This window comes from Neptuniibacter sp. QD48_11 (assembly GCF_047778095.1).
In the GTDB taxonomy this organism is placed as follows: Bacteria; Pseudomonadota; Gammaproteobacteria; order Pseudomonadales; family Balneatricaceae; genus Neptuniibacter.
This window is the reverse complement of record NZ_CP180551.1, coordinates 1503897-1518020: the sequence shown is the minus strand read 5'-3', so window position 1 is coordinate 1518020 and position 14124 is coordinate 1503897. Positions and strand designations below refer to the sequence as shown.

Annotated in this window: 10 protein-coding genes; 4 read left to right on the top strand and 6 right to left on the bottom strand. The window is 42.4% G+C overall.

The annotated features are described in order from the left end of the window. Nucleotides 1-51: 51 nt before the first annotated feature. The 4 genes from ACMXYU_RS06865 to ACMXYU_RS06850 form a co-directional block, all read right to left on the bottom strand. Entirely contained in the window at nt 52-567 is a 516-nt protein-coding gene (locus ACMXYU_RS06865) for a flavodoxin (protein WP_415900857.1), read from the bottom strand. Nucleotides 568-716: 149 nt separating this feature from the next. Further along, on the bottom strand, nt 717-1067 hold the full coding sequence (gene hpf / locus ACMXYU_RS06860; RefSeq protein WP_415884297.1) for a ribosome hibernation-promoting factor, HPF/YfiA family: 351 nt from the start codon (nt 1065-1067) through the stop codon (nt 717-719). A 174-nt stretch (nt 1068-1241) separates the two neighbouring features. Then, nucleotides 1242-2144, bottom strand: coding sequence for a DMT family transporter (locus tag ACMXYU_RS06855; RefSeq protein ID WP_415900856.1), 903 nt, complete (start codon nt 2142-2144; stop codon nt 1242-1244). Nucleotides 2145-2179: 35 nt separating this feature from the next. Further along, on the bottom strand, nt 2180-5101 hold the full coding sequence (locus ACMXYU_RS06850) for an insulinase family protein (protein WP_415900855.1): 2922 nt from the start codon (nt 5099-5101) through the stop codon (nt 2180-2182). A gap of 480 nt (nt 5102-5581) precedes the next feature. Here ACMXYU_RS06850 and ACMXYU_RS06845 point away from each other — a divergent pair, with 480 nt between their 5' ends. Beyond that, nucleotides 5582-6094: a phasin family protein gene (locus tag ACMXYU_RS06845; RefSeq protein WP_415900854.1), complete on the top strand. Its 513-nt coding sequence runs from the start codon at nt 5582-5584 to the stop codon at nt 6092-6094. A 109-nt stretch (nt 6095-6203) separates the two neighbouring features. Here the strand turns inward: ACMXYU_RS06845 and ACMXYU_RS06840 are convergent, their stop codons facing one another. Beyond that, nucleotides 6204-7418, bottom strand: a complete 1215-nt coding sequence (locus ACMXYU_RS06840; RefSeq protein ID WP_415900853.1) for a UbiH/UbiF/VisC/COQ6 family ubiquinone biosynthesis hydroxylase — start codon at nt 7416-7418, stop codon at nt 6204-6206. A 202-nt stretch (nt 7419-7620) separates the two neighbouring features. Between ACMXYU_RS06840 and dbpA the strand changes: the two genes are divergently transcribed. Beyond that, entirely contained in the window at nt 7621-8997 is a 1377-nt protein-coding gene (gene dbpA, locus ACMXYU_RS06835) for an ATP-dependent RNA helicase DbpA (protein WP_415900852.1), read from the top strand. Here the strand turns inward: dbpA and ACMXYU_RS06830 are convergent. After that, nucleotides 8994-10082 carry a DUF3524 domain-containing protein gene (locus tag ACMXYU_RS06830; RefSeq protein ID WP_415900851.1) on the bottom strand — a complete coding sequence of 363 codons (1089 nt, stop codon included), beginning with the start codon at nt 10080-10082 and terminating at the stop codon, nt 8994-8996. The genes dbpA and ACMXYU_RS06830 overlap by 4 nt on opposite strands. Before the next feature lie 368 nt (nt 10083-10450). Between ACMXYU_RS06830 and ACMXYU_RS06825 the strand changes: the two genes are divergently transcribed. Both ACMXYU_RS06825 and ACMXYU_RS06820 read left to right on the top strand, forming a co-directional pair. Then, the gene (locus tag ACMXYU_RS06825; RefSeq protein WP_415900850.1) at nt 10451-11563 is read left to right on the top strand and encodes a tyrosine-type recombinase/integrase; all 1113 of its coding nucleotides are present in this window, start codon (nt 10451-10453) and stop codon (nt 11561-11563) included. Continuing rightward, nucleotides 11553-13958 (top strand): hypothetical protein, encoded by a 2406-nt coding sequence (locus ACMXYU_RS06820; RefSeq protein ID WP_415900849.1) that lies wholly within the window; start codon nt 11553-11555, stop codon nt 13956-13958. Before ACMXYU_RS06825 ends, ACMXYU_RS06820 begins: the two co-directional genes overlap by 11 nt. The last annotated feature ends 166 nt before the right edge of the window (nt 13959-14124 follow it).

The window sequence follows — 14124 nt, the reverse complement described above, 5'->3', positions numbered from 1 at the left end:
CAAAAAAGCCCTGTAAAACCAGGGCTCATAATACTCAGGTCGCTGGATAGATTAGAAAACGCCTAGCTCAAGTTTAACTTGGTCTAACCAATCGGAGATGCGTTCATCAGTTTGATCACGCTGCCAATCTTCATCTAAAGCCAAACCAATAAAATGTTTTTTGTCGTCTGTTAATGCTTTAGATTCTTCGAATTCATAACCCTCAACAGACCAGTGACCAACAATCTCAGCGCCTTTAGCTACGATTTTATCATGTAGCATACCCATTGCATCGACAAACCATTCAGGATAGCCAAACTGATCACCAAGACCGATAAAGGCAGCCTGTTTACCACTGAAATCCAACTGTTCCACTTCATCCCATACTTCCAGCCAATCTTCCTGTACTTCACCATAATCCCACGTAGGTATAGCAAAAATAAGAATATCAAAATCTTTTGCAGCAGAGAGCGAACTGTCTGCGACATCAAATAACTCTAGTTCGCCGGCATCCCAACTACCTTTTATCTTATCTGCAATATCGCCAGTATTACCTGTTGTGGTGCCGTAAAATAACGCTGCCTTCACTACCTACTCCAATACCTACACGCTAATGATAACACTTATCATTATCCATCCAATAACGACACTTATGCAAGCCTGATGCATATAAAATTTTGTTCTAGAAATAAAAAAGCCCAGCATATAGCTGGGCTTTAGAAACTTTATATCCTAGATCAGGCTAAGCTGAGTTCCTCATCCGCTGCCATTTCAACTGTTGCAGCGGGTCTCTGATTTCCTTTTTTATTCACGTTTTTCTGGTGAATCTTATCTAGCTGACGATCAATTTTATCAGCCATCGCATCCAGAGCAGCATACAAGTTATCAGCGGATGCTTTCGCAAAGATATCTTTACCTGCTACGTGAATTGTTGCTTCAGCAACGTCCTCACGATCATTTTTTTCAATAATAACGTGAGCACTAGTAATAACTTCGTAACGTTCTTGACTGCTGTTCAGCCATTCCTCTACTTTCTCTTTTACACTGTCAGAAACTTTAGCATTGCGGTGAGTAATTTTGATATTCATGTGCAAATCCTTAATGCCTTGTTGCAGTGAGAGCGCTATGAATTAATGTTTTTGTGCGCCCCTGTACACTTACAGTAGTACCATTCTGACAATGGATTACAAGTACTTTTTTCGCTTCATGAAGAAAAATTGATAGCTGACAGGCAAAACTGTTCAAACACCAAACAGTTGTTACTAGGATTTAACAGTTTTACGGGAAGAAAGGGACAACAATCCAGCCGAAAAAATTAAGCACAAGCCTATTAAGCTGTAGACGCCTAAGACTTCATCCCATAATAGCCAGCCAAACAGCGCAGCAAAAACCACCGAAGCGTATGTATAAGGCCCCAACTGACCCGCAGGCGCAAGACCATAGCCTTTACTCAATAACAGCTGAGCAACAGTTGAGGTAATAGCCATCAGTAATAACCAACCCAGCTCAACTAAATTGGGCGTAACCCAATTGAGCATGGCCGACGGCAAAGCTAAAACCGTACTAAATAAAGCAAAATAAAAAACGATCCGACTGGCTGGTTCTGTATCGCTCATCCTACGGATAATAACTTTTGCCAACGCCCCTAGCATCGCGCCAAAAAGTGCAATCAAAACGGCAACATTGAGTGTTCCCTGCCCGGGATTCAACACTAGAAAAACGCCAAAGAAACCAACACATATTGCCAGTTTCACTACCCCAGATATCTTTTCACCTAACCACCATAAGGCGAATAATGGAATAAAGAATGGAGCTGTTTGTTTGATCAACGCCGCCTCTGCTAAAGGCAAGTGTCCCCATGAATAGTAAAGACACATCATGGCAGTCACACCGACCACCGCACGCGCAATATGAAATCGAAGAGAGCTCGTTTTTATCGAGGAGATCCCATTTCGCAATAACCAAGGCATCAATAGAATTAACGCAAAGAGGTTACGGGCAAATACAATAATCTCAGTGGGTAGCTGATGAGTGATCTGCTTTACGACCATGCCAGAACAGACCAAAAACAGTTCTGACAGTATGATAAACAGCGCACCTTGATAAAGCGCTTGTGTGGGCATAGAGGCTTGAGGATTATTAAGGAATAAATGACTAGCAATCAAAGTCTACCTTGATCACTAGTCGAATTTTACCTTAATTAGACTTCAATTACTTCAAAGTCGTCGGATAGACTGTCTGCCTGCTCTTTACTGGTGATCACAGCCACACTGCCCTCTTTATCCAAAAGATAAGTTTTGGCAACGCGCTTTAGATCATCCAATGTCACATTCAAGATACGCGCACGGAACGCTTTACGCTGTTCTGGCGTGCGCCCAAACAATGAACTGTGGAATGCTTGCTTAGCTTCACCAGCCGGTGATCCTGGCTTATCAATCGAGCTGACAACACCCAGAATCGCTTCTTCGAGTTTCTGAGCATCATGATCAGTCTCCAGAAGCCATTTCACCGCACCATCAAAGTCATCCAAGGTTTCAGATAAACGAGGATCACGGTAAGAGAAGAAACGGAAAGCTGCATCACCGGAATCCTGACCAGCGCCAGAGCCGTAAGCACCGCCTTTTTCGCGAATAACTCGGTGTAGATAGCCATTACGCAGGAAGTCTCCCAAAATTGTAAGTGGCGCTGAATCAGGGTGATCTACCGCCACAGTTGGGTATGCTTTAGCACAGAAGCTTACCTGTGTACTGGTAACCCAAGCCTGTTTCACCTTGCTACGTAACTCTGGCAGTAAGAACCCTGCAGAGGTTTCACTCGGCACATCTGCCCAGATAGACTCTAAGTAGCTCTGAACACTAGCCTGATACTCATCTTCAGCCACTACTAGGTATTGGCGAGGGGCAAACTGGATCTTGCTATGCAACTCTTGGAGACGTTGTGAAAGCTGTTTAAGAGCATCGTCATTCTCTAGCTGATCATCCAGCTGCTTGTAATAGCAGATAGACTCAAGACCTTTTGTTGCATGAGATAGTGCTGCAGCCGGGCTCATCTTCGCTGCTGCAGCCATCATTGCGAATGCATGGCCTTGCCCGGTGATACCTTGTTCTTTACGGGTACGTTGTTGAGATACCACTTCACGAATACGAGGCAATTCATCAAAGCGTGCAAATTGCAGCGTCTCTTTCAGCAGATCTAACAACGCCTCATGTTTAGACACTAAGGCTTTGCCTGTTAATGTGAAGTAGCCTTTTACATCCTGCTCATTATCAGGCGCCCCCCTGACTGAAGCAAAACCATGAACACCACCGGTCACTTCTGTTTGATACTGCTGATTCTCTTGATAAGTACGATCACCACAGCCCAATTCAGTAAGAAGATAGCTGTATAGAGGCAGTATGTGCTGCTCATCTTCCGTTAACTGCGGAAGCTCCATAATCACCTGCTGATAAACAATACCGTTGGTGCCACGATCATAACGCGTCAAAGGAAGCGTAGAATCAACCGCAACTGCTTCTGGAACAGACATCTCATCTGGTACATCGGTCAATGTCACTTTCGGTAGAATCGATTCATCATCGACCTGTTCTTGTCGCTCCGCTAGCTCAGCAGCACGATCAATTAGCCGTTGTTTATCGTCATCTGATAAACCCGCTTTAATTTGAGCCAACTGCGCTTTCTCTGCAGCATCACGACTAGCTGCTAGTTTGTTGTCTGGGCGTAAAGTCAAACGAACGCGATGCGGGTTATCTAAAAGCTCCTTAACCATGGCCTGAACAAAGTCAGGTTGTTTGATCGCTTCACGCAGCTTTTCTAGCACTGGATCAAGGTTCAGAATAGCGATTGGATCACCCTTGTTAACAGCGGCCCCGAGCGAAGACATGATCAAACTCAGGCCATAAGGATAGCCATCACCATTAATTTCGCGCTGTTGCAGCTCTAACTGATGCAACTGGGCTTCCAGCATAGCTTGAGGCACACCCTCTTCAGCAACCTTCTGCAAGGTATCCAATACCAATTTTTCAAATTCTGCCGCAGATTCGGGCTCACTGCCTTCAATACCGCACATGAAGCTCATTTCACGATTGGAATCTTCTAAACCACATAATGGCGAAGGCGCGCTGCCTAGATCAGTTGATTCAAGCGCATAACGTAGCGGAGAAGCACTATTATCTAGTAACACACGTGACATAAGGTGTGCTTTAAGTTGTGCTTCTAAATCATTGGAATGACCAAGTAGCCAAGCTAAAACATGGTGTGTTTTACCACTTAGATCCTCTTGATCAAGGTCGTAACCTTCTTCCACCCGCAATGGCGAGTGGTAGCGTTTCTCATCATGAATTTCGATAGAGGTGCCCAGCTTTTCAAAACGGCTTAGCGCTTTCTCTTCAAAGAAGCCCTGCAGCTCAGCAGCTGGGATATCACCAAAAGTCATAATGACCGCATTACTCGGGTGGTAATGAGTTTTATAAAACTCAATCAGCTCTTCATAACTTAGGTCAGGGATACTCTCTGGCTCACCGCCGCTGTTGTGATGGTAGGTTGTTGTCGGGAAAAGATACTTAGTCACCGACTGCCACAAACGAGAAACCGGTGAACTCATTGCTCCTTTCATCTCGTTGTAAACAACACCTTTGTATTCCAAATCGGATTCAGCATCACCGGTTTCAGAAAACTCAATACGATGGCCTTCTTGTTCAAAATCCAATGGATCTAAACGACTAAAGAAAACAGCATCAAGATAGACATCTAACAGGTTAAAGAAATCTTTGCGATTTTGACTAGCAAATGGATAAGAGGTCCAGTCACTGCTCGTCATGGCGTTCATAAATGTATTAAGTGAACGGCGCGTCATCATAAAGAACGGATCACGTACGGGGAAACGCTCACTACCACACAAAGCGGTGTGCTCTAGAATATGCGCAACACCTTTTGAGTCTTCCGGAACAGTCCGCAGACCAATAAGGAAAACATTCTCAGTATGATCTGCCGCTATATGAAAGTGCGAAAGGCCAGTCTTCTTATGCTCGTATTCCGTTACATCAATTCCTAATGACTCGATCTTTTCAGATCTAACAAATTCAAAAGATGAGTGTGATTTTACGACTGTATTCGATTGCGTCATGAAAATACTTGATCCTGTTACTAAAGGGACATCTACCCAAGTTACAAATTGTTATATGTCCCGAGGTATTTAGGTGAGCTAACTACACTAGCAGATTACCAATCCTGCTGTAGCCTTCCTCTCCCATAAAAGCCCTGAATTTGGGCCATAGCGCTATCATCTGATTGTAATAGCTATTTGCTTATATGAACAACCTACAAGCCCATATAGACACAAAGCAGGTGCAATTAGGCTAAAAAAAATTTTTAATTCTCTGCAAAAACAGCTTAAAAAGCTGATTTTAGTAAAACTCAAACCTTTTACGGCTACCACTCTAACCGATTGTTTAATATACGTTTAATCACGAAGAAACAGGCCTAAAAATATTTTTGTGCAATGCACAAAAAAATATTTGACAGGTTATTTATTAACCACTATATTTATCTCAAATGCTGCAACGCACAAAAAACACTTTATTAAAGATTCTCAGAGGAATGGAAAATGTACGATGATCTAATGAAAGATGTTCAGGAAAAAATGCAACCAGCAATCGACGTTGCTGAAGTGAACAAAAAAGCACTAGAAACTCTGTTCTCTTTGCAGTCTGAATATGTAACTGATTTCGTAGATTCAAGCGTAGCTCAACTAAAAGCTCTATCTGAAGTTAAAGAGCCGAAAGAAGCAGTTGAATTGCAGGTTGAGTTCTTCAAATCTCTGGAAAGCAAAACGACTGCGACTGCAGAAAAAGAGCTAGCAGCTCTAAACTCTGCAAAAGAAGAGATCGCTGAAATCGTAGAAAAGAGCCTGAGCGAAATCAGTGAAATGCCATACATGTCGGATTTCAACAAGTTTCTAACTGAAGCTGCTGAAGCTACATCTGCTGTAGTTGCAAACGCAACTAAAACTGAAGCTGCACCAGCTGAAAAAGCAGCTGCACCTGCTAAAAAAGCACCTGCAAAAAAAGCGCCGGCTAAACGTAAGCCAGAAGCTAAAGCAGAAGCTGCTGCTGAGTAATTCATCGTTGGGGGTCACGTAACGACCCCACTTCTCTACTCTGGCTGGTTTATTCAGCCGTATTTCTTTGCCGGTCTCCCAGACCGGCTTTTTTTATTTAAGCCTTTGATTATTGTTCTTTGGCCATTTCAGGCAAAGGCCCTTCCAAGCCCATCGCAAACTGCATAACTTTGTTTTTAGCTGGCGTTACACGACCTGCCAAACCTAAACCAATATTGCGCAACACTTTTAGTGGGCCGTTCTGATTACTAAATACGCGGTAGAACGCATCCATCGTCTGCATCATCAATAAATTATGCTTGCGACGCTGCTTTTCATACTCCTTCAGCAACGCTAATTCGGTTATATCTTCACCGGTATTAGCAGCCGCTAAAATCACTTCCGAAAGAGCAGCTGCATCAAGCAAGCCGATATTCACGCCCTGTCCTGCTAGAGGGTGGATCATGTGCGCAGCATCACCTGCTAACGCTAGACCTTCTAAGACATATTCCTGCGCATGTTGGCGACGAAGCGGGAATGCGCCGCGACTTAATAGCTGATCAATTTCGCCCAACGCATCAGGGAAGGTAGATTTAAGCTCTTGCATAAAGCTTTCTTCATCCTGAGCCAAGAGACGTTTGACGTTATCTGGTGTGTTATACCAAACCAGAGAAGCGTTATTTCCTGAAAGAGGTAGAAAGGCAAGCGGACCTGTCGGTGTAAACTGCTGCCAAGTGATATCTTCTTGAGCAAACTTAGTCGTCACAGAAGCAACCAGTGCATGCTGCTCATAGTCCCAACGGGTTACACCTATACCTGCAGCTTGGCGAACACGAGACTCACCACCATCCGCAGCGATAAGTAGACGCCCAATTATTTCTCTATCGTCTTTTAATCTAACAATGCTGCTACCAGGAGAATAATCGATAGCCTCAACTTCAGCAGGACAGATCAGATCAACATTTTCAAACGTCTGTAAACGCTCTAAGAGCGCTAGCTGAATCACACGATTTTCAACAATATGGCCAAGGTGATCACGACCAATGTTATCGGAAACAAATTCTGTAGAAGCCTTTTCTTCACTTGCTTCCCAGACCTTCATGCGACGGTAAGGGCAACTACGACGGGATAGGATCCCTTCCCATGCCCCTACGCGCTGAAGAATATTCTCAGAAGCCACACTGATAGCAGAAACGCGCAAATCATTTGGTTGGGAAGGCTCATATTCCGCAGGATATCGACTTTCCAAGACGGCAACTGATAACGGGCTATTTCCAAGAGCACAAGCGATCGTTGCACCCACCATACCACCACCGACAATGACGACATCGTAACGCGTATTCATAATTCCCAACCAACTTACTTATTTTTGACTGTCCCGAAGTATACCCAAAGAGCCTGCCAACATCTTGAGAAAGATCAACAATTGTTAACGCGCTTTGATTAGCGAGTGATTCTTCAGGGTATTCATATTCTCCCAAAGCGGTTTGCTCTATAATGCCGCTTTGCAACAAAACCTAACCAACTTTACTGTTACCGAGTGCCCTGTGTCTGATACCTGCTTCTCAAATCTCAATCTTCCAAAACCGATGCTGAAGAACCTAGATCATCTAGGCTATAAGCAGATGACGGCTATCCAAGAGAAAGCCCTACCCGAGGTTTTGCGAGGTAATGACCTCATTGCGAAAGCAAAAACAGGCAGCGGTAAAACAGCTGCGTTTGGCATAGGCACACTACTGAATTTAAATCTTCGTAGCTTTGCCACCCAAGCCCTAGTGCTTTGCCCCACACGTGAATTAGCAACACAAGTGGCTAATGAGTTAAGAAAGCTCGCTCGCTTTACTGAAAATGTAAAAATTTTGACCCTCTGTGGTGGTCAATCAATAGGGCCACAAATTGGCTCTTTGGAGCATGGCGCACACATTGTGGTAGGTACCCCGGGTCGTATTAAAGACCATCTTCGTAAGAAAACCCTTCGCTTAGATCAAGTAACTACAGTAGTGCTTGATGAAGCGGACCGTATGCTGGATATGGGTTTTGCTGATGATATTCGTGACATCATCGGGCAAACCCCAAAGAAACGCCAAACACTGCTATTTTCTGCTACTTACCCAAAGACCATTGCGAGCCTGAGTGCAGACATTCTCAATCAGCCAATAACGGTTGAGGTAGAATCCACTCACCAACAATCCCAGATTGAGCAACATTTCTTTGAGATCGAAAAAGAAAATAAGCTAGAGAATTTGAGCGCGATTTTAGCTCAGTTCAAACCAGAGTTTGCAGTGATTTTCTGCAACATGAAGCAAACCTGTAATGATGTTCAACAGCACCTTAAATCCTTAGGCTATAGCGCAAAAGCGATCCACGGCGATTTAGAACAACGTGATCGTGATCAGATACTAGTGCAATTCGCCAACCGCAGCTGCTCTATCCTTATAGCGACCGATGTAGCTGCTCGGGGACTAGATATTGATGACCTCCCTTGTGTCATCAACTACGATCTAACTCGCGATGCTGAAGTTCATACTCACCGTATCGGTCGAACAGGCCGTGCAGGTAAGCAAGGCATGGCATTAAATCTTTATCAGCCATCAGAAGCTTACAAAGTAGCTTCCATTGAAAAGTATTTGGATACAGAGTTCCCCGTGACTGAACTACCAGACGCGGATCCGAACTATCAGCCGAATAACCCACCAATGGCTACGCTTGCGATTGCTGGCGGCAAGAAGAACAAAGTTCGCCCTGGCGATATCTTAGGTGCGTTAACAGGCGATGCTGGTATACAAGGCAACCAAGTAGGCAAGATCAATGTGTATGATTTCGCTGCTTACGTTGCTGTTGAACGCAAAGTTGCACGAAAGGCAGCCGAACGCTTGAGCCAAGGAAAAATTAAAGGCCGCAAGTTTAAGGTGCGTCGCCTTTAACCTTCTTTATGGGCTAAACGCTCAAAGTGACGGCGATACTGGTCTGCCAGTATCGCCCATTTAAACCGATCGACATTCACCTGCTCCCCCCACTTTCCTACGTACTTTCTTGCTGCTAACTGATCTAATCGCTCAGCCAAGACCTCAGCTTCGCTCTCTTCTTTATACCGGCAGGCTTCAGGGAACAATTCTCTATACGCTAACCTGTCAGGGACTAAGGGCTCTGCCCCAGACGCGACGCCTTCTAAAACAGCGATCCCTTGGTAATCATGTACAGCTGTTGAAAGCACAACATCTGCTTTACGCAGTAGAGCCAGATACTCCTCACGCGACGACAGATAACCCCACTCTCCAGCACAATCACCGAGTAACACACGAAGCTTCTCAAATTGCTCAGGTACTTTTCTAAACTGCTGCCCGACCACATGGAGCTTAAAATCCTTGCGTTTCTCTATCAGCTGCTCAACGGCATCTAGCAGTAGTTGAGGATTTTTGTCGTATTCCCAACGGTGATTCCAAACGATATGAAACTCATCAAATTCAGGGGAATGTATTTGATAGCTATCAGACTTGATAGGTACAGACAGCACGGCTGAATTATCTCTAATCCGCTCGATCAGATTTGCTGGTACTTGATCAGGCATCTTTTTCAGGAGAGCTTTCGCGCCATCCAAAAGCGTCTGTCGATTATATTCACTGTTAAATAAACAATAATCCGCAGCCAACGCGGTATAAAGATTCAGAATACATGGCTCAACGGTTTTAAATGCTTTACCAGACTCAGGATAAGCGAATTGGTTTTCGTGGAAGTAAACCAGTGTTGGAATTTGGGCTAAAGATGGAACAAAACCACGCAAGGCAGATAGGTCTGTCATAGAGGTCGCTACGACTAGATCATAAGGCTGGCTTAATACTTCCCTTTCGTTAAACGCCCAACTAAGACTGTTCCCTCTCATACGCCAACTAAAATAGCGTCCCGGCAGAGACAAAACTGTCCATTCGTGTTCATTTAAGTGCTCAACAAGCCCTTTACGCCAATAAACATGACTATCCGCATCATAAGCTGAGAGAAGGAGTATTCGCATAAAGCCGCCATTGAAAAAAGCGCTAGTGTATCAGCCAAATTTTGCTTTGTCCTATTACACTTAAAACAGAGCAACAAAACCAAAAGTATCGAAATACGATACCTTTTTTGAATATTTAGCCCAACACCCTCAAAGCCTACATACTTTACGTATCAACTTTTGAGGAAGCAGCAATGAAAATGACAAAGTTCAACAGCGTAATCAATGACCTAGAAAACTGCGTACAAGAAGGAGACATTATTTTTATCTCCATCAATAGTTTTCTTTACCGCCAGGTCTTCTTGTTATCGTAACCAAATAAGAGGATTTGTAGATATTCATAATACTATTTACAATTCATTCAAAATTTCTTAGATGGATTAAATGACATGTCGATTGAGGTGCTTGAGGTAGATTCGTACGGTCACCCTTCCGAAGCTATAGCCTTTCTGAATGAGTACGGAAACCTCTCTCCCCTACCAAGCTTACTCTTTGCAAAGATGACTGAAGGGCAAGGTCTAGATTTACTAACAAAGAAAAAGTATGGGCAGATAGTCGATTCTTTTTTTCAGACTTTGCATTTCTATGGCACGAGCTTCAAAAACGTGTCGAATCAGGAAATTCTTGGTTTTATACAAGGTTACTATGAGAAAAGGCTTCCATTTCAACGTCAGGACAATAAGCCTATTAGTCCTGGGCAAATGAGAACCGTGAAATATGTAATTGAGAGCCTCTTCAAAACTGGAGAAGAATATGGATTTTGTGAAATCCGTAAACGCTCTTTTTTTTACAAGGAAAAACCAGGGACACAAATCAATATTGATGAAGCCAAGAAAATTGAAAGCAACTACATTTGCATTGACGCCTTTCAAGAACTGTTATCAGTAGTAGACGGAAAGTCTGATTTTGTAAAAGAAAGAGACAAGCTTGTACTTAGATTGGGTTATGAAGTTGGTCTACGTAGCCATGAGCTCGTAAAAAGCAATAACTTTTCAATAGCACGATTACTCAATCAGCGAGTTTCTTACAAACTTGGTGATGTAATTGAATGGTATGTTGTAGGTAAAGGAGGCAAAGGTAGATTTGTCCTCATCCAACAAAACCTAGCAGAGTTGATCTTCAACTTTATTGATAAGCACTTGGAAAAGCTCAGAGCTTCAGGTCACCTTTTCTGTTGCGACTATAACAATAAAAAGCTATCTAACAGACATGGAAATAATGTGTTCAGAACTTGTGCTAACAGAGCAATTAACAATGAGTTCGACAGCCTTTCGTTCCACAGCTTACGCCACACATACGCAACTAATTTGGCCATTTGGTGTGATAGAAATAAAGTCAATCCACGACTAATTTCAGACCGTCTTGGACATTCGGATGCTGAAACCACAGCTATTTACGTGGAAGTCGCTCATGTTATCAACAAAAATTTTGCAGCATCTGAAGAGATGAGAATGGTCCGTTTGGACAAGCGTAAGAATAAGAGCCGCACCAATGGGAAGTAAATCCGTAAATCATGAATCCCTTTCAAGCTTTGTTGCGGAACCGTCGGTACCAATAAAGCAAAATAAATACAAAGCTGAAATTAGTATTGCTTCTAGCAAGTTAGACACTGAATCTTGCTTAAAAACATTACAAATACCTGAGAGTTTTAAGCATTCTCTAGTCTGTCAGGCAATAATCGCGTACTGCTATACAGATACCTTCTTAGCAACGCTACCAAGTACCCGAAGCGGCAAGTATGGTGCTTATAATTCATTTTTTGAATTCTTACTGTGGCATGATGAACAATATAAAGATGATCAATCCTGGAACCATTTAATCAACCACCTATCCGCTGATCTACCCCACACGGTTACTCACCAATTTGCATTATATCTATCCGAAGTAAAGTCAAATAGTGCAAATACTGTAATTCGTTATCGTAATGAAGTTCTAACTACCCTCAAGTGGGCAAGTTCTGTATGCACCTTCAACAAAGGTATTCAATATAACTTTCATGGTGGAGAAAAGTTGAGGCCGTATACTAGCAGCAGACACAATCCAGTCATAAGACGTGATGATGTCAAACGCAACCCAGCACTATCTCAACTATTTGAATTAGATTTTGATACTAAAGAGCAAATCATATGTCCTTATAATGATAGTCAGCTAGTTACAAATTTACGGTTATTTGCAGTTTGGTTTCTAGCATTGATGCGAGAAAGAAGAAAATTCCTTCGTAGCATTAAATGGGATGACGAGAGAACGATATTTGAGATCTTAACTGAGCGTTTAAACAGTGGGGAATGGAGTATTGATGATAAACCTGTAAACGCTTTATGGGGCTCTAGGGATACTAATATAAGCTTTGAGCCCTTCATAGAAGCAAGCGCCATGTATGCAAAAATATATGACGCCTTACTTCCTGACGACTCAGAGAAAGAACAACTGTTAAATGACACGGCTTCTTCTGATCTAACGAATAGGCTTATCTGGCTTGAATCGATGATTTATGGATGCAATCCAGATACATCCTTATGGGATGATGTAGATAATGATTCATTTTCTGTCGAAGGTGTTATTGAGGCTATAAAAACAAAGTATAACCACTCTCATCACGTTAATGATAAACAACATATCGGCATTCACTTATCCGCAAGGTCAAATAAATCAATCAGATCTATTTACCAACCAAATTTTAGCCTTGTAGATATGCTCCTTCCAACAGCATCAGAATCTACAGTGATGCAATGGCTCTTAGCCTCTGACTGCATTCAAAGATCAAATCAATTAGAACTCAAGCTTGCAGATTTACAAAAGTTCAAACATGGAAAGGTGCTAAAAAAACTGAATGATGCTGATTTAGATGATCATGATGTACAAGAAATTTCAATGTTACATCATAAGAGAAGAGGAAAAGGTAGTAATGCAAGTAGACCTGGGAAAGATCACGTAACACAGACATATTATCGTAGCGATATACCATTTGATGCTTATCTAAACTGGCAGCACGACATCTTGGATGCACAACACTTGGTAATTACTCGAAAGAGCATGTGGCTACCTCAACCAACTATCAATTCTATGTTCTTGGCTTTGTTACCTATTAGCTTAGTTTGCTTCACACATAGTACTACCCGAAAATCTTTTGAAGCCTATGAAAATCGTCTCAAAAATCGCAGTAGTGTTAATGGTCAAGGAGCATTCAAATGGTTAATCAACAGGTATGTTGATCATCACTCAACTTTAAGGAAATCTGTAAATTTAGCCAGGAAAGAAAATACAAAGAATAAGATACCGAAGATAAACATAACAATCGATGCTATCAGAGAAAGTCGAATAATCTTCGATGAAAGCACTAAAAAAGGTAATGCTGAGATTGCAAAACATTCTGGGCATGATGAGTCAATGGTCGATTATTATCGAGATCGGAGTGTTGCTAAAGAGCGAATTCAGAACGGATTAAAAAGCAATGCTCAAGTCTCCGATTTAATGATAAAGGAAGCAATCAGTGTACTTCAGTCATGCAATATTATGAGTATTGATGAAGTCGAAAAAACCTTACATAACCCACACGGGTTCACGTTTTCAGATGTTGAAGATTTAATAGCTAGTATTGCAAATGATCCCGAACACTATGATGTGACAATATTCGGCGCATTTACTGACAAGATGGATAAAAACTCAGGTACAAAAATAATTAAAGATGAGAAATCTGCTTGGATGCTATGGTGCTACCTGAAGCACCTAGAATGTGAAATAAACAATATACAGGCTAATCATGACGAACAAGTTGTGAAGTGGATCGTACAGCATGCTCAGTGGCAAATCTTATTTGAGCGATTTCCAACGGAACTTCAGGAACAAGCAAAGGAACTTGCCAAAAAATTCACCATTAGCTACCCACCAATTTATTAATTGATAAAAATGAAAACCTTCAATGAAATCCAAATCGATGCTAAATCGGCATCATCAAGCACATATGACTCGATTCCTAACAAGGTGGGTGACGAGCTTTGGGTAATTACAGATCTAGCTACAGGGAATGAGAAAAGCCTGCACTTCTCTACTTTCGACGAAGCCG